Annotated in this window: 16 protein-coding genes; 13 read left to right on the forward strand and 3 right to left on the reverse strand. The window is 40.0% G+C overall.

All coding sequences use genetic code 11. From position 1 onward, the window contains the following. Position 1: 1 nt before the first annotated feature. Both AAG807_RS09960 and paaZ read right to left on the reverse strand, forming a co-directional pair. Entirely contained in the window at positions 2-1,126 is a 1,125-nt protein-coding gene (locus tag AAG807_RS09960; RefSeq protein ID WP_341903101.1) for an energy transducer TonB, read from the reverse strand. A gap of 95 nt (positions 1,127-1,221) precedes the next feature. Continuing rightward, positions 1,222-3,297, reverse strand: a complete 2,076-nt coding sequence (gene paaZ, locus AAG807_RS09965; RefSeq protein WP_341903103.1) for a phenylacetic acid degradation bifunctional protein PaaZ — start codon at positions 3,295-3,297, stop codon at positions 1,222-1,224. Positions 3,298-3,648: 351 nt separating this feature from the next. On the opposite strand from paaZ, the gene AAG807_RS09970 reads away from it, so the two are divergent. The 7 genes from AAG807_RS09970 (at position 3,649) to AAG807_RS10000 (ending at position 9,655) form a co-directional block, all read left to right on the forward strand. Continuing rightward, positions 3,649-4,449: a MotA/TolQ/ExbB proton channel family protein gene (locus AAG807_RS09970; protein WP_341903105.1), complete on the forward strand. Its 801-nt coding sequence runs from the start codon at positions 3,649-3,651 to the stop codon at positions 4,447-4,449. Between the two features lie 42 nt (positions 4,450-4,491). After that, a complete protein-coding gene (locus AAG807_RS09975; protein ID WP_341903107.1) occupies positions 4,492-5,175 on the forward strand; it encodes a biopolymer transporter ExbD in 684 nt (227 codons plus the stop codon). Between the two features lie 10 nt (positions 5,176-5,185). Next, positions 5,186-5,818, forward strand: a complete 633-nt coding sequence (locus AAG807_RS09980) for a biopolymer transporter ExbD (RefSeq protein ID WP_341903110.1) — start codon at positions 5,186-5,188, stop codon at positions 5,816-5,818. Positions 5,819-5,822: 4 nt separating this feature from the next. Continuing rightward, positions 5,823-6,677, forward strand: a complete 855-nt coding sequence (locus AAG807_RS09985) for an energy transducer TonB (protein ID WP_341903113.1) — start codon at positions 5,823-5,825, stop codon at positions 6,675-6,677. A gap of 58 nt (positions 6,678-6,735) precedes the next feature. Then, positions 6,736-6,945 (forward strand): hypothetical protein, encoded by a 210-nt coding sequence (locus tag AAG807_RS09990; RefSeq protein ID WP_341903116.1) that lies wholly within the window; start codon positions 6,736-6,738, stop codon positions 6,943-6,945. Positions 6,946-6,949: 4 nt separating this feature from the next. Further along, on the forward strand, positions 6,950-7,858 hold the full coding sequence (locus AAG807_RS09995) for a substrate-binding domain-containing protein (protein WP_341903118.1): 909 nt from the start codon (positions 6,950-6,952) through the stop codon (positions 7,856-7,858). A gap of 183 nt (positions 7,859-8,041) precedes the next feature. After that, complete coding sequence (locus AAG807_RS10000; protein WP_341903120.1) at positions 8,042-9,655, forward strand: hypothetical protein; 1,614 nt, start codon at positions 8,042-8,044, stop codon at positions 9,653-9,655. 421 nt (positions 9,656-10,076) lie between these two features. Here the strand turns inward: AAG807_RS10000 and AAG807_RS10005 are convergent, their stop codons facing one another. After that, entirely contained in the window at positions 10,077-10,883 is an 807-nt protein-coding gene (locus AAG807_RS10005; RefSeq protein WP_341903123.1) for a hypothetical protein, read from the reverse strand. Positions 10,884-11,159: 276 nt separating this feature from the next. Here AAG807_RS10005 and AAG807_RS10010 point away from each other — a divergent pair, with 276 nt between their 5' ends. The 6 genes from AAG807_RS10010 to AAG807_RS10035 all read left to right on the forward strand — a co-directional run bounded on the left by AAG807_RS10010 (position 11,160) and on the right by AAG807_RS10035 (position 18,117). Next, positions 11,160-12,029 carry an energy transducer TonB gene (locus AAG807_RS10010; RefSeq protein WP_341903126.1) on the forward strand — a complete coding sequence of 290 codons (870 nt, stop codon included), beginning with the start codon at positions 11,160-11,162 and terminating at the stop codon, positions 12,027-12,029. 182 nt (positions 12,030-12,211) lie between these two features. Beyond that, positions 12,212-13,714, forward strand: a complete 1,503-nt coding sequence (gene atpD / locus AAG807_RS10015) for a F0F1 ATP synthase subunit beta (protein ID WP_341903129.1) — start codon at positions 12,212-12,214, stop codon at positions 13,712-13,714. A gap of 84 nt (positions 13,715-13,798) precedes the next feature. Next, positions 13,799-14,086 (forward strand): F0F1 ATP synthase subunit epsilon, encoded by a 288-nt coding sequence (locus AAG807_RS10020; protein WP_341903131.1) that lies wholly within the window; start codon positions 13,799-13,801, stop codon positions 14,084-14,086. A 123-nt stretch (positions 14,087-14,209) separates the two neighbouring features. Further along, positions 14,210-14,947 (forward strand): isoprenyl transferase, encoded by a 738-nt coding sequence (locus AAG807_RS10025; protein ID WP_341903133.1) that lies wholly within the window; start codon positions 14,210-14,212, stop codon positions 14,945-14,947. An 8-nt stretch (positions 14,948-14,955) separates the two neighbouring features. Beyond that, positions 14,956-17,556 (forward strand): outer membrane protein assembly factor BamA, encoded by a 2,601-nt coding sequence (gene bamA / locus AAG807_RS10030; protein ID WP_341903135.1) that lies wholly within the window; start codon positions 14,956-14,958, stop codon positions 17,554-17,556. 42 nt (positions 17,557-17,598) lie between these two features. Next, positions 17,599-18,117: an OmpH family outer membrane protein gene (locus AAG807_RS10035; protein ID WP_341903138.1), complete on the forward strand. Its 519-nt coding sequence runs from the start codon at positions 17,599-17,601 to the stop codon at positions 18,115-18,117. Positions 18,118-18,163: the final 46 nt, after the last annotated feature.

An 18,163-nucleotide genomic window follows, 5' to 3' on the forward strand; every position in this document is an offset into this window, starting at 1 on the left:
CTTATAACTCAAATTTAACAGGTAATCCGACATAGGATTTTACCGTTGTACCATTCTGTTTCCCAGGAATCCAATTCGGCATGCTTTCCACTAAACGAATTGCTTCTTCGCCACATTCAGGACATCCGGAAATACCCTTCAACACTTCAACAGCAGAAATTTCTCCGGTTTCAGAAACGATAAACTTTACATACACTTTTCCGAAAACAATTCCTTGTTCCACACTTTCCGGGTAGCGGAGGTTCTTGGCAATGAATTTGTCCATTGCATCTTTTCCTCCAAAAAAAACAGCAGCATCTTCCGTCGATTCATAAATATCCGGTTCGCTATGTTTAATCCCAGCAGGATATGAATCCTCAAACACCGTATTGTATGCCGGAGCAGTAAGATTTAACTGCGATTCCGCGGAAAGGAAACCGGGAAAAACATCGGGAAAAATGCGGAAATAAACTTCCGGGAAGTTATTTGGTCCTTTTTTCCGGAAACTTGCTTCCAATTGGCTCAGTTTATCCTGCATCTTCCAGCTATCGGAAGTCAGTTCATTTGCAATTAATTCATACGCTTTCCCTAAGGAATCCATACGCGGCAAAAAGGCACTGATCCGATCCCCGTTATCCTTCATTTCTTCCAACCGAATGGAATTTGAAAGCGCATAACGCTTGTACTCATCCAGCTTTCTTTTCAGTACTTTGTTTTGCTCCTTTCTGCTCAAATTTCCCATATCCATTTTATCAGACACCCTTTCAAAAATGGGCACGGCATTTAACGGATTGCGGATTGGTTCTACAAATACCTGTTGTACCGGAACTTCATCACTTTTGAAGCTACTGATCAATGGAGGAAGTTCTGACTCCAATTCTTCGAGCTGATAAAGAAGAGCTGAGTAGGTAAAAAAACGATCCAAAATCTTTCTTTCTCCCTCTTTTAAAACCCCGATTTGATCATTTCCAAGCAATTTAAGCGAATCAAATACTGAAAGGGATTTTCTGAAAAGCACACTAGCATCTTCCTGATTTTGTTGTTGTACCTGCAATTCAGCACGCAATTGCTTATTCAGCTTTTTTGCGCATTGCCCGAAAGTGCCAAAACTGAATAAGAGAAGAAAAAAGATCAAACAGGTTTTCATGCACGAAAGATAACAATCTGCAAATGATTATAAAAACAGTAGGGATGCGATTAATCACATCCCTACCTTATCCTTATCGCAAGCGATGTTTGCTCTTATTTCGATTGATCCAATCGCTTTACCATCGTGAGGATCGTAGCAATACCTACTAATGGTTCATCCGTGTCATCCAACATTTCAACCAGCCATTTCACTACTCCGCGTTGAATCAATGTCTTCGGATCTTCCTCATTCGGAGTTACATCCGTACTGATTTTCTCCTTACACGTAAATCGGATATGGATATTTGCTCCTGCATAGACCGGTTTCGTAAAACGCAAATCATCAATACCATAGTTCAGAAGAACGGGATTGATTTCGTAACTATCCACAAATAATCCTGCTGAAATACTCATGATCAGATATCCATGAGCAACCTGCTCATCAAACATGGTTCCGGCAAAATTGGTTTCCCGTTTATGTGCATAGAAATTATCTCCACTCAATGCAGCAAACGCATCGATATCCTCCGGAGTGATCATACGACTCTCCGTGATCAGTTGATCCCCAATTACTAATTCCTCGTAGTGTTTCTTGAACGGATGAACCGAACTGATGATTCCTTTCGCACCTTGTTGGTATTGCTGAGTGATTTCCGTAATCGTTGTCGGGTGACCTTGAATTGCCGTACGCTGCAAATAATGCATTATACCGCGTTTTCCACCCATTTCTTCACCGCCTCCTGCTCTACCCGGACCACCATGCGTCAATAATGGCATTGGAGAACCGTGACCTGTACTTTCCTTCGCACAGTCCTTATTTAGAACCAAAATTCTTCCGTTCACGCAAGCTGCTTCAACTACAAACTCGCGCGCTTCTTTATCGTCGGCAGTAACGATGGTCGTTACCAATGAACCTTTCCCCAATTTGGTCAATTCAATCGCCTCATCCAAATCTTTGTAAGGCATAATCGTTGAAACCGGTCCGAAAGCTTCCACATTGTGGACATCCTGTTTATCGAACGGAGCATCATTCAGGAACAAGATCGGGGAAAAGAATGCCCCTTTATCCTTATCCGCACCAACCACATCAAACTGGTCCATGTTTCCATAAACAATCTGCTGCGATTTCGCCAACAATTCCACATTCTCACGAACACGATCCACTTGCAATCTTGAGATCAAAGATCCCATGCGGACACCTTCCACTTTCGGATCACCGATTGTCGTGGAAGCCAAGCGAGCTGAAACTCCTTTTTGAACTTCTTCAATAAAATTCTCAGGAACCAAGATCCGACGAACAGCCGTACATTTTTGACCGGCTTTAATGGTGATCTCCTTTGTCACTTCTTTCACGAACAAATCAAACTCTTCTGTTCCCGGAGCAGCTTTCTGCCCCAAGACCATTGCATTCAATGAATCCGCTTCCAGATTGAACGGAACCGATTCCTCCAACAATCTCGGATGTGCTTTCAATTTTCTTCCGGTAAAAGCACTTCCGGTAAAAGTCACCACATCCTGATTGGTCACATGATCGATAATTCCACGCCCGTGCCCGGAAACCAGTTGCAATGCACCTTCAGGCAAAATCTTGGAATCAATGATATCCTTCACCATGACTTCAGTCAGGAAACTCGTATACTCGGAAGGTTTCACCACCGCCGGAACACCAGCCATTAGATTCACTGCAATTTTTTCCAACATTCCCCAAATCGGGAAATTGAATGCATTGATATGAACCGCAACACCTTGCTTGGGAACCATGATATGATGCCCGATAAACGATCCGTTTTTGGACATCGGAGCCGCAGTTCCATCCACATAATAAGGTAAATCCGGGAATTGTCTTCTCAGAGAAGCATTCGCAAAGAGATTTCCGATTCCTCCTTCGATATCAATCCAGGAATCCACTTTCGTGGCTCCGGTCCAGGCAGAAACTCCGTAATAGGCATTCTTGCGTTCCATCAGGAAAAGAGCCAATGCTTTTAGCATACGACCACGTTCCTGGAAAGTCATCTTGCGCAATTGTTTTCCACCAACCGCTCTTCCATAGTTCAATACCGCCTCATAGTCCAATCCGGCACTTGAAACAGAACCGATCTGGTCTCCTGTAATGGCATTGTAAATCTTTTGTTCTTCGCCTTCACCGGCTACCCACTGACCGCATATATAATTCTTTACCTGTATCATCATTTATTCCTTCTGAAATTTCATTTCAAATATACAACGCTCAATCAGCACGGTTGCAAAACGAAGCAATTTCTTTCTAAAAAATCTGTCCATTGAACCAAATAAAGTTTGGACTGTACCGGATCTTGAACTATCAATTGTTCATTTTAGGATAATGTAGATTTGATTTTAAGGTAACATTCCACAGAATCAATCATTTCTTTCGTTCAATTGATAATTAAGGTACTTAAAACGCATTTTGAAACATTTTGATAAAAAAGGCAACTCATTTCACTAAAAGGATTGGAACTAATTAAAACCTTTTTAGTATGTTTGAGCCTTAAACATGTAAAAAGTTTCAATAAAGACTAAATTATGAGCAAGACAAAAACAGGAGGAGGTTTTTCATCATTAGTTGCCTCATTATCTATTGCAATTGCATTAGGAATTGGATTTCTTATCTATTATTTCATTTTAGGGGATCCTGCAAATTTCGTTAATGGTGATCCGAATGAGCACCCGATTGACAACAACACGCTTGGTACAATCTACAAAGGAGGTATCATCGTACCTTTCTTGATGGCAGTGAACATCATCGTAATTATTTTCTCTGTTGAGCGTTTCATCAGTATTTCCAAAACTAAAGGTCGTGGTAACATCAACAAATTTGTTGAGAACGTTAAAGCTTCTTTAGAGTCTAACGATTTAGAAGGTGCAATGGAAGAATGTGACAAACAAAAAGGTTCTTTGGCGAACGTTATCCGTGCTGGATTAGAGAAGTACGAATCAGTTCAGAAAGATTCTACTTTGGATAAAGAGCAAAAATCCGAGATCATCAAAGCTGAAATCGAAGAAGCTATTTCTTTGGAAGTTCCGATGATGTCTAAAAACTTGGTAATTATCTCTACGTGTGTATCTATTGGTACATTGATCGGTTTGATCGGAACGGTATTGGGGATGATCAAATCATTCCAGGCGATGGGTGCTGGTACTCCGGATACAACAAAACTATCCATTGGTATCTCTGAAGCCTTGATCAATACGTTCTTTGGTATCTTCGCTTCCACTTTGGCTACAGTTATGTACAACTTCTTCAACACGAAGATCGATCAAATGACTCATGCAATGGATGAAGCAGGATTTGCTATCGTTCAAAACTTTAATGCTAACAATTAATCTTCATTCGTCAACTGACGAACGGAAATAATATAAGTAAGAATGGCTAAATTAAAATTACCTAAAGGGTCCCCTTCCATTGACATGACGCCAATGGTTGACTTGGCTTTCCTTTTGGTTACATTCTTCATGCTAGCAGCTGACTTCCGTACAGACGAAGTTGTAAAAGTCGAAATCCCTTCTTCCATCGGGAAAGACGATATTCCTCAAAAGACCTTGGTTATGGTGACCGTGGACACAAAAGGAAGAGTCTTTTTCACTTGTTCAGGAGAAGAGGTTCGTAAAAAAGTTCTGATGCAAATGGCAGCGAAATACAAAGTTCCATTTACAGAGGAGAATATTACAACTTTCAGCAGAATGGAGGGAGGTTTTGGATGTAGCATAGGAGAGCTTCCGAAATACCTTTCACTTGAAAGTGAAGAGCGCAAAAATTTACCGAATGCAACGATTCCAGTTGATACAACAGCAAAAAATGAGCTGGCAGACTGGATCAATTTTGCAAATCGTGAAATGCTCGATTACGGAAAAGTGAAATTTGAAGAAGAAAGTGCCAAACAAGGAAAGGGGGGGGTACCTCTGAAACCGGAAGATTTTAAACCGAAATTTGTATTGAAGGCGGATATGGAGGCTGAATATGTCAAAGTGAAAACGGTGATCGAAGTATTCCGAAACTTGAAATTGAACAATTTGAACTTTGTGACTTCCCAGGAAGCTCAGCAATTATAAGAAACAAGTTATGGCAGAAATAGTAGAAAGCGGCGGCGGCGACGAAAAGGGTGGCAAAAAACGCCCTAAGAAAGGTTCAGCCCGCATAGATATGACTCCGATGGTTGACTTAGGTTTCCTATTGTTAACGTTCTTCGTATTGACTTCCACTTTTGCGAAACCGAAAGTGATGAGTTTGACTTATCCTGCAAAAGAAGAAAGCCCAGAACCGCCTAAAAAGGTTAAAAATGGTATGACATTCTTGGTTTCCGATGACCGTGTATTTTATTACACGGGTGAATTCTATGCAGCTGGCAATACAAAAGGTGAAGCACCAACAGAGTTAACTGAAACGAACTTTGGTCCGGATGGTATACGTAAACTCCTTCAGGAAAAGAATACCTACGTCTTGAATAAAATCACTGAACTACAGGGTAAACTTAATAGGAAACAAATCAGCGATTCGATTTATAAAAAGCAATTGATTGAAGCAAAAGGAGCAAAAGAAGCTTTAAAAGTATTGGTGAAAACCGATATGAAAGCAAAGACTCGTAACTTCATTGATGTAATTGATGAATTGTATATCAATCAGATCGGGGTAATTGCTCCTGTTGATATCACAAAAAGTGAGCAAGCATTGTTGGACGAAAAATTAAAACAGTAAACATATGTTAGTAGCAGTTGTTGTAATTCTTGTGGCTGGACTCTCATTGTATGAGTATTTCAGTTCAAAGTCTTGGCAACAAGTAACATCTGACGAACGTAATGAAATCGTATTTGAAGATCGTAACCACGAATATGGTGCGTATCAGATCCGAACCAATTACAGCCGAAACTTGATACTTGTTATGGCCGGTGTAGTCCTGTTCATTGGAACAACTTTCGGGATTTATAAGTTAATTATGAATCTTCCTACGGAAAAACCAAAAGAAGTTCCTTTGGATTTAACAGCATTCGCTGTTGATGCTCCTTTGGAGAAAGAAGACATCGTTGAACCATTGGAACCGGAAGTTCCACCAATGGAAAAAACCATTCAATTTACTCCGCCGGAAATTTCAGATACCGAAGATTCTGAGGTTCCTCCACAAGATGCAGTAAAGGATGTAAAAGCAGATACAGATACTCATGAAGAGACTGATGCATTTGCCAAGCAAACTGAAGTCGTAGTGAAAAAGGAAGAAGTCGTACAGAAAAAAGAAGAGATCATTTATGATTTCGTTGATGAACCGGCAGATTTCCCAGGAGGTCGTGCAGCATTGTTGAAATACTTGAGCGAGAACATCCGTTACCCTCAAGTTGCTCAGGAAATGGGGATTCAAGGTAAATGCTACCTGACTTTCGTAGTGAGTGAGAATGGTTATATCTCCAATGTAAAATTGAAAAAAGGTGTAACTGATTGTCCTGAATGTGACGCCGAAGCGATTCGCGTTGTAAAAGGGATGCCGAAATGGGCGCCAGGAAAGAACAATGGAAAGGCAGTTAATAGTGTCTTCTCTCTTCCTGTAACGTTTAAATTGAATTAATTCATTTATTCTTAAATAGTCCCCCTCTGCTTAGCCGAGGGGGATTTTTCGTATTACAATGTATAAAAACGTCACCAATTTTGCTGCAGGATTCATGGTGATCCTGTGTCTGATCTTCAGTTATTATCTCTTGTTCACAGATGTCTTTATTGACAAAGTATCTGGTTTCAAACGCCAGGCATTTGGGATTTTATTCCTGTTGTATGGTATTTACAGGGCATTCCGTCTGTACTACCTAATCAAAAAAAATAAGAGCGAAGAAAACTAAGACTATGAAGAAGCTTGTAATTTTCAATCTGGGTCTATTGGTTGTTTTGGGAATTCAGTTCTCATGCAATACCAATCAAACACCCGATGACACTCCTCGTCGCGGAAAGAAAACCATGTATCTGGATGAGTCGTTCAAACCATTGATCAAAACCGCATCCGAGGTGTTCTCAGGAATCTATCCGGAAGCAGAGTTGAACTTGGTTTACACCAGTGAATCGAGTGCAATGAAAGCCTTGTCAGAAGGCACAGCGCGAACAATATTCACAGGAAGAGATTATACCAAAGAAGAAAAGAACTATTTACGGTCCCGTAACATCACAGTTACCTCCGAAATCTTTGCACACGATGCAATTACCTTCATTGTGAATTTGGCGAATATGGACACGTTGCTCACCCAGGACCAACTTCGAGATTTACTATCCGGAAAAAGTTCCACCTGGCCAATTTCCCAAAAACCGATAGAAGTTGTATTTGACCGCGTGCAATCAGCAAACTTCAATCATATGCTAAATTGGATCGGCTCCGATTTCGGGAAACAGGTTCATGCAGCAAAAAACACCGAAGACCTGATTAACTATGTACAAAACAACCCAAACACTTTGGGCGTCATTGGTTACAACTTCATCAGCGACTTTGACGACCCAAATGTAAAAGTCCGACTCAAAAAATTCCGGGTTGTGGGAATTCAAGGAAACGACAAATACTATTGGAGACCGACGAAAGCAAATATCACGGAACGCAAATACCCATTTTGGAGATCAATCTGGGCAATCAATTCCGGAGCACCTGATGGATTAAATACCGGGTTCGTAAATTTCCTGACTGGACGTCAAGGTCAGATGCTACTGGAGAAATGTGAGATCGGACCTGGGAAAGGTACTCCAAGAGAAATCAATTTCATTACAGAGTAGCGATATTCACCTGATTTAAAGAATAATATCATTCAATTTCGAGATACCTCATTACAATCAATCAATGATACATGCCAATTGATTAATATGAAATAATCGTTAAGAAAAGAACCTAATTAATCAGTTTGTACTAATTTGGCAAAGGAATTGTAATGGATCAATACGTTGAAAAGACAAAATAACATGAACAAGTTAAAACTATTCGTTTTTGCACTAGGTTTAGGAACAGTCGCACAGGCTCAAACATTGCAGGACGCAAACAAGAAAACTGAAAACGAGCGCTATGATTTGGCTCGTAAGGATTATCAAAAGTTAATTCAAGTTGATCCGACTAGTGTGGAGAACGCATTCTTTTTCGGAAACTTCTATGCATTAATCGGAGAAAAGGATTCCGCTATCACTCTTTGGAGAAAAGCGGGTTCAATCAACCTGGAAGACAAGTTGGGTATGGTTTCTGCTGCGAAAGCGCTTTATTTCTCAGGAGATACAACAACAGCCGGTCAACAGTTTTGTGAGATCATCAAAAAGACAAAACGTAAAAACCCTCAAGTTCTTCACCGCATTGCTGAAACTTATGCAACAGGTCCGATAAAAAACCTGAAGATGGCAGAAGTATACTTGCGTGATGTGATTCGTTTGGATTCGAAAAACCTGGATGCGTATGTTCTATTAGGAGATGTTTTGTTAGCTCAAAGCAATTCAAATGCTACAGCTGCAACGGAACAGTACAACAATGCTTTGGCAATCGACCCGAATAATGCACGTGTGATTGTTCGTAAAGCTCAAATCTACCAACGCGTTCAAAACTACAAGTTGGCAAATGACGAGTACAAAAAAGCACAAGCTGCAGATCCGAACTACGCACCTGCTTATAGAGAAAATGCCGAATTGAACATTATGTTTGATCAATATAAAGCAGCAATTGAGGAATGGGAAAAGTATTTGAAACTGAATGATACGGACGAAGCTCGTTACCGTTATGCAAGTTCTTTATTTGGAGCTAAACAATATTGCAACACATTGCCTCAGATCGAGCAACTTGAAAAACATGGTTTTACAAACATGTACACCAAGCGTATGTTATATTACTCCTTGTACGAATGCAATGAATCAGGAGACAGCTTACGTTATGTTCAGGCATTGAAAGAAAGCGAGAATTTCTTCAAAACAGTACCGAAAGAAAAGATTATTTCCATCGACTACAAATACCTTGGTATGATCTACGATAAATTAGGTCAGGAGGATAAAACAGTTGAACAATATTATTTGGCTGCGGCAATGGATACAGCAAAAGCTGCTGAATACCTTACCGATATTGCAGCAATTTATGCAGAGAAGAAAAACTATCCGAAGTTGATCGAAGTGTATACTCAGAAAATGAATCAATACCCTGCTAAAATGCAAGCACTTGAGTACTATAATTTTGGACGCGCTTATTATTTCGGACCAAAGGATTACAAAATGGCTGATTCTATTTTCGGACGTTTGGTGACAACTTCTCCTGCATTTGCCGGAGGACCTTTCTGGCAAGCAAGAGCACGTGTTCAATTAGACCTTAATTCCAAGCCTAAGGCTTATTTGGCAAAAGCTCAATACGAAAGTTTCTTAGCAGTACTTACTCCGGAAGACATTGCTTCAGGTACTTACAAATCATACATCATTGAAGCTTCCAAATACCTGGGAGATTACTACGTGAACTCTCCGATGAAGGATAAGGTGAAAGCAGATGAAATGTGGAACAAGGTTTTGGAATTAGATCCAAACGACACACAAGCCAAAGCATACTTCAAGAAGTAATTTCTGAAAACAGATATTCGAAATCCTCTGGCGTCATCGTCAGGGGATTTTTTTTGTTCAAAGAGTTATCCCATCCTAATCTGAAACTGAATTTCAAATGCTCATATCTGAGCCATCTCAGTTCGAATTTCACATCTGTCGTTCTCTATACACCCCGACTAACTTATCATGGCACTCAAAACTAACCATATTGGAAATCTTGAGAACGACATAATGCCATTTATGCATTCACCTAAAAGCTATTGAACTAAACCACAGAAACCTTTCTGCTTCTAAAACAGATTTAGACACTATCCGTCATGGAGCACTGATAGCTGAAATTCAGTATCTGGTTAATTCAAGTTGGCAATAAAAAAACGCCAATCATCTGACTGGCGTTTTTTCAATTATGGGGTTTCAAAATTGAACCCTTTGAACCTTTCTATTTCTTCCCGATTGTCAATGCTTCATTCCACTTTAAAGGAATAATTGCTTTCTCTAATTTAAGCTGGGTACTTTCCTGGAATACTCCATTAAAGATCAACCACATTTCAACTAGTTGCATATCGTTTTTGGAACCACCTTCCATTTTGAGCCAGGTTGCAGTAATGGATTCTGTTTTTCCTTTTTCAATGGCAACCACATCCGCTTTTGTCTTTGCAGTGGCGTAAACATTTCCGTCGGGCATTCTCATCGAAATCTTAGCCGGTGAAACGAAACCTAATCCTTCCCCGTTGTAAGTAACATTAAACTTTACATCTGTTCTTGCAGTAGATTTGGAAGAATTGACCAAAACCACTTTGAAATTTTCAGCAACAAATTCATTGGAAGAAACCGGCAATTTGAATTCAGGAGATTTGGAAGGATCCTTCAAGCGCACTTTATAAAATCCGTCGCAAACAAAGTTGAAAGCCCTTGCATCATTCAAGCCGGCTCCCGTTGCACGTAGAACACGTTTTTTGTTGTCGTAAGGAGGAATCAATAATTTGTCCTCTTTAAAGCTTAAAGGCTTACCGCCAAGTTCGAATTTTCCTTCTTCAGGAACATACAGAACCCAATCATTGGTTTTATTGGTGATCGTCATTCGAAACTTCACCTCTTTAGGAAGTGCAACGATATTGTCAATTTCCACTTTGTAGTTATCTGTCTCGAATAGGGTGTCTTTGTAAAAGACCTTCTCATATTGGCCAAAAACAGTTCCGGATAGAGCCATACTCCCCAAGAAACCAGCCATCATTAATACTTTCATAGGTTATAAATTTAATTTTTCGCCAAACTTACCAAATTCGTGCCAATCCACTCAGCCTTCTATCCTATTTCGATGCCCCCCAATCATGTAATCACCTTAAAAACAAAACCCTATATTCATTAAATTCTTCCGTGCTACCGTTAAATAAGGCATTTCAACAGATAAAATTCTTTTGAAAAAAGGTATTCAAAGTATTGTTAGATTAGAATATAGTAAAACCAAAAAGGCCTATTGGATTTACGTTTAGCTAGATAATAAACTTAAAAAAACCAAATCATGGTACTTACACTTTCAATCATGTTAATCATCGTAGCATTTTCGCTTTATGATTACTTCTCTTCCAAGTCATGGCAACTAGTGACCTCGAAAGAGCGCAACGAAACCGTATTTGAAAATCGGAACAAGGAATACGGCGCATACAAAAACCGCAACGATTACGACAAGCGAATCCTATTGATTTTTCTAGGATTTACTGTTGGAGTTGGTGCCTTGTGGGGAGCTTCCAATTTATTCAAACCGCTTGAGCAGAAAAAGCCTACGGAGATCCCTATGGACACATGGGCCGCAAAGCCAATAGAAGATGAGGATGAACCGGAGATTCCAGAACCAGTAACGGAGGAAGTTGCAACCCCTACAAAAGCTGAAATAGTGGCATTCAATGTAATTGAAATCACAGACAAACCTGAGTTAGACACCAAATTGATTCCTGTGGATCCAACAAAAAACATTGGAAATGAAGCCCAAATAGGAGAAAATGACGGTGAATTCGACCTCGCAATCCTTACCAAGGAAAAAGGAAAAGGTGGTGGCGGAGTCATTGAAATTAAAGAACCAGAAGACAAAATTTATCCGGTTGTAGATGAGGACGCAAAATATCCAGGAGGAATTCCTGCTTTGCACCAATTCATCGCAGACAATATCGAAATGGATATGATCGATGGAAATGCCAAAGTCTATTTGAAATTTGTAGTTGATATAGATGGAACCGTTTCAGGAGTGACTGTGACTAATACAAGTGAGGATTGCAAATCATGTGAAAAAGCTGCAATCAAAGTGGTTAAATCATTGTCCAAATGGACACCTGGAAAAGTAAATGGTAAGCCGGTAAGAAGCTACTTTAGAATTCCTATCAATATCAAAAATTAAAAATCCTTTCTTCATAATCAAAAAGGGTGAGTATGCTTCGGCTGCTCACCTTTTTTGTTTTGGTGACATAGAACTTGCTTAATTCTAAAATTTTAGGAAGTTTTGTTCAATAAAAATTGGATAAAAAAATAAAAAACGTAACTTTGCGCCCAAATTAAGGAATACACTTAAAAGGCAACAAAATGTCCAAAATTCAAGGAAAAATATCACAGGTTATCGGACCGGTTGTCGATGTAACATTCGACAAAGGCATGTCACTTCCAAACATCTATGACGCATTAGAAGTGTTCAAAGTAGATGGAACAAAGGTCGTACTAGAGGTACAATCACACGTTGGAGAGAATTCAGTGCGTACAATCTCTATGGACTCAACTGATGGATTCCGTCGTGGAATGGAAGTAACTTCAACTGGAAGCGCTATTAAAATGCCAATTGGAGATCAGATCAAAGGCCGTTTGTTCAACGTAGTTGGAGAGGCAATTGATGGAATCGGAGCTGTTGACAATTCAAATGGTTTACCAATTCACCGTGAAGCACCAAGATTTGAGGATTTATCAACTGCTACTGAAGTGTTATTCACAGGTATCAAAGTAATCGACTTGATCGAGCCTTACGCAAAAGGAGGTAAAATTGGTCTATTCGGTGGTGCCGGTGTAGGTAAGACAGTATTGATCCAGGAATTGATTAACAACATCGCTAAAGGACACGGAGGTTTATCCGTATTCGCTGGTGTAGGTGAGCGTACTCGTGAGGGGAACGACTTACTACGTGAGATGTTGGAATCAGGAATTATTAAATACGGAGAAGGATTCCTTCATTCTATGGAAGAAGGTGGATGGGACTTATCCAAAGTTGATTTGAACGAAATGAAAGAGTCTAAAGCTACTTTCGTATTCGGACAAATGAATGAGCCTCCAGGAGCTCGTGCTCGTGTTGCACTTTCCGGATTGACAATGGCAGAATATTACCGTGATGGTGATGGTGAAGGGCAAGGAAAAGATATCCTTTTCTTCGTTGATAACATCTTCCGATTCACGCAAGCTGGTTCTGAGGTGTCTGCACTTCTTGGACGTATGCCTTCAGCAGTAGGTTACCAACCAACATTGGCTACTGAGATGGGTGCGATGCAAGAGCGTATCACTTCAACAAAAAGAGGATCCATTACATCTGTACAAGCGGTTTACGTACCTGCGGATGACTTAACGGATCCAGCACCGGCAAATACATTTGCTCACTTAGATGCAACAACGGTATTGTCTCGTAAAATTTCAGAGTTAGGTATTTACCCAGCTGTGGATCCATTGGATTCTACATCTCGTATCCTTACTCCGACTATTTTGGGTGAAGAGCATTACAACACTGCTTCTCGTGTAAAAATCACGTTACAACGTTACAAAGAACTTCAAGATATCATTGCTATCCTTGGTATGGATGAGTTGTCCGAAGAAGACAAAATGATCGTTCACCGCGCTCGTCGTGTGCAACGTTTCCTTTCTCAACCATTCCACGTAGCTGAGCAATTTACAGGAATCCCGGGTTGTCTGGTTGACATTCAGGAAACTATCAAAGGTTTCAACATGATCTTGGATGGTGAAATGGACAAATACCCTGAAGCAGCATTCAACCTGAAAGGAAGCATCGAAGATGTGAAAATTGCAGGTGAGAAAATGTTAGCTGAAGCTTAATAAAAGACATTAGACAATAGACATTAGACTAAAGACACAAATCAAGTCTTTGGTCTATTGTCTTTAGTCTTTAATCTAAGAAATATGCAATTAGAAATCATAACTCCTGAAACTTTAATCTACAAAGGTGAAGCGACTGCTGTTCAATTTCCTGGATTAGATGGATCATTCCAAGTATTGAACAACCACGCTCCGATTATCTCTGGATTAAGCGCTGGAACAATCAAAGTAGACTTGGTGGAGGCTTTCAAAGTTACTACCAAGACGAATCCGAACATTACAGCTGAAAACAATGGTAAAATCATCCATGTTGCGATCAAAGGTGGTGTTGTGGAAATGCAAAACAATAAAATCATCGTATTAGCTGAATAATACGTAGTAATAAACCGATAAAGAGGGGCTCGCCACAGCGAGTCCTTTTTTTGTTAAGGTCTGTTATAAAACGTATTTTTGCATGAATACATAAGATTCTTTAATTATTTTCGTTCTGTAATCATGAATCTGCAGGATCAAATAGATTTGACAAACGTCCCAAAGCATATTGCCATCATTATGGATGGGAATGGACGCTGGGCTAAAAAACAGGGGCAAGAGCGCCTATACGGTCACTCATTCGGAGTTGATTCAGTTCGTGCTACCCTGACAGCCTGCAAAAATATTGGGATCAAATTCGTTACCATGTATGCTTTCTCCACGGAGAACTGGAGCAGACCACAGGACGAAGTGGAAGGATTGATGGATTTACTGGTTTATACCATTGCAAACGAAGTAAATGAATTGAATGCTCAGAATGTTCGCTTACTGAGTATCGGCGATACCGACGGATTACCGGAAGACTGCCAGAATGAATTATTCAACGCAATTGAATCAACCAAAAATAATACAGGAGTAAATCTCGTTATTGCACTAAACTATAGTTCAAGATGGGAAATCGCTGAAACATTTAAAGAATTGGCGACTCAAGTGAAAGAAGGTAACCTCGATATATCAGCAATAACACCCGAGTTGATTTCTGCTACGTTGTCAACTAAAAACATTCCTGATCCCGAGTTACTGATCCGAACAAGTGGTGAACACCGTTTGAGCAACTTCCTGCTTTGGCAGGCAGCTTATAGCGAATTTCACTTCACACCTGTTTTGTGGCCCGATTTCCGAGAGGAAGATTTATACAAAGCAGTTCTTGATTATCAGTCAAGAGAAAGACGTTTCGGAATGGTATCCGAGCAATTATAATATATTCTATGAAAAAATCCCTATCAATTTTATTTCTTACGTGTGCTTTGTTGTCTTTTGGACAAGTAGACACAAATGCTGTAAACAATACTACAGATAAAATTGATGATTCCATCAAGTCATCCGGCACTACGATTGGTGGAGGGTTGGATTTCAACTACGCAAAAGCAGAAAAATACATCTTAGGACCTATTCGTATTGAAGGTGCTGACAATTTCGACCCGCAAGCAATCAAACTGATTGCCGGATTGAAACAAGGGGAAGGGATCACCATCCCTTCAGACCGGATTAGTAATGCAATCAAAAACCTATGGAATGAAGGTTTATTCTCCCATATCGCAATAGAAGCGGAAAAGGAAGTGGCAGGAGTCATTTACCTGGTCATCAAACTGACCCCGAGACCAAAACTTTCACGCTTCCGATTTACAGGTGTTTCGAAAAGAGAAGTGGATAAGATCCGGGAAGAAATAGACCTGTCATCCGGACAGACCATCACGGAGAACTTATTATTCAAAACCAAAAGTAAGATTCGTGGTTACTTCCTTGAAAAAGGATTTAACAATGCCCAAATTACGATTACACAAATTCAAGATACCTTAATCAACAATTCCGAAATATTCTTTATTGATATTGACAAGGGAAAGAAGGTGAAGATTAAACATATCATCTTTGACGGAGCTACTGCTGTTAGACCATGGAAATTAAGAAAGGCCATGAAGGATACCAAAAGAAGATCCATCATGCGCGTCTTCAAACGTTCTAAATTCAATCAGACAGCATATATCAGGGACAAAGAAGCCGTTCTGGACAAGTTCAGAGCAGTTGGTCTTAGAGATGTTCAATTCACAGTAGATTCGGTCTATAAGATCAACAGTAGAAACATCGGTATCTACTTGAAAGTGGATGAAGGTCAGAAATATTACTTCGGTGACATCTCCTGGATTGGAAACACGAAATTCAGCTCGGGAGTTTTAGACACCGTTCTGGGAATTAAATATGGTGACATCTACGATAAACCATTATTGGAGCAGCGTCTGAAACAAAGTCCGGACGGAAGAGATATCACTTCCCTTTACATGGATAGAGGCTATTTGTTCTTCCATCTGGAACCGGTAGAAACGGGTGTCAAAGACAATCATATCAACTATGAAATGCGTCTTGTTGAAGGGAAAGAAGCCCGCGTAAAAAATGTGATCATTAAAGGTAACTACAAGACAAACGAACACGTAATCCGTCGGGAAATCCGCACAAAACCAGGCGACTTGTTCAGTCGAAACGACATTATCCGTACCCAACGTGAATTAGCTCAATTGGGTTATTTCAATGAGCAGGGATTCCAGGTGAATCCGATTCCGAATCCACAGGACGGAACAGTTGATATCGAATACATCGTAGAAGAAAAATCTGCGGATCAGATCGAACTTTCAGGTGGTTATGGTGCTGGTCGTATCATTGGAACGCTTGGACTAACTTTCAGCAACTTCTCAGTTAAGAACATTTTCAAACCAAATTCATGGAGCCCGCTTCCAACCGGAGACGGACAACGACTTTCGATTCGTGCACAAACAAACGGAAGAATCTATCAAGGATATAATTTCTCTTTCACGGAGCCATGGTTAGGTGGAAAAAAACCGAATTCATTTACCTTCTTTTTGAACCATACATCTTTCGCGGCCAGTACTACGATCAAAAAAAGAGATCCATCCTATTCTGGTGTAGGTATTACAGGAATGGGTGTCGGATTGGGAAGACGCAAAAAATTCCCGGATGATTATTTCAGTGCATACTATGAATTGTCATACCAATACTATGATGTACGTAACTATTCGTCTTTGTTCCCAAGTTTCAACGACGGGTATGCGAACGATATTAGTTTGAAGTATGCATTGCAAAGAAACTCGATTAACTCTCCTATTTATCCGACGGAAGGATCGAAACTTTCATTTACCGCGAAAGGAACACTTCCGTATTCTTTAATGGATGGAAAAAAAGATTTTAGCAACATGTCTGCTCAAGAGACATTCAAATATTTGGAGTATTACAAATTGAAATTCACGTTTGAATACTATTTGCCTTTGACTCCGGATAAAAAACTGGTTTTGATGCCACGCATCGGATTCGGTTACATGGGAGCATACAATGCTGCTAAAGGATTAACTCCATTCGAGCGTTTCAATTTAGGTGGTAGTGGTCTTTCCGGAGTAAATCAATTTGGAGGTCGTGAGATCATTGCTTTAAGAGGATACGATGATAATGCATTGTCTTCCGATGGTGGAGACCCGATTGTTGCGAAATACACCATGGAATTGCGTTATCCTATCTCATTGAATCCTCAGGCAACATTCTTCGTATTGGCATTTGCGGAAGCGGGTAACACTTATACAAACTTCAAAACCTTCAATCCTTTCAATGTGAAACGAAGTGTTGGTGCCGGGGTTCGCATCTTCCTTCCAATGTTCGGTATGCTTGGATTGGATTACGGTTGGGGCTTCGACAAATTGGATAAGCACTCTTCCGGTTATGGTGGATCAATCGATCAATCTATCGATTCGAAAGGTTACTTCCCTAAATTCACATTCACCATCGGGATGAATCTTGGTGAGCTATAAACAATAAAAATGTTATCTTCGTCGTTCTTTCAAATTTCGCCTATGAAAACTCTTGTTTTATCTTTCTTAATGGTCTTTGGCATGACCTTTGTCAGCTCTGCTCAGAAGTATGGCTATATCGACTCCGAATTCATTTTGGGTAAGATGCCGGAATACAAAGAAGCTAAGGAGCGTCTAGACAAATTAGCCGAACGTTGGACTAAAGAAATTGAAGAGCGTTATGAAATGATCAAAAAGAAAAAGGAGAATTTTCTACGAGAAGAAAGTTTATTACCTAGCGAAGAGAAAACGAAACGCGAAGCGGAAATTGACACATTGGAATCTGAAGCTATGCAAATGCAGCAATTACGCTTTGGAGTAGCTGGAGATTATTTCCAGAAAAGACAAGAATTGATCAAACCCATTCAGGATCGAGTTTATGAAGCAATGCAAACTGTTGCATCAAAACGAAATTATAGTTTTATCTTTGACAAGTCAAATCAAAGTAACCTGGTTTATGCCGATAGTAAATTCGATCTAAGCGACGAGGTTCTTCGAGAAATGGGTGTCAGCACCAAATAAGAGAAAGCACTGCTTTCGATAAATCAGCTCAAAAGCTGATAAATCA

Source organism: Fluviicola taffensis DSM 16823 (assembly GCF_943372375.1).
In the GTDB taxonomy this organism is placed as follows: Bacteria; Bacteroidota; Bacteroidia; order Flavobacteriales_D; family Crocinitomicaceae; genus Fluviicola; species Fluviicola taffensis_A.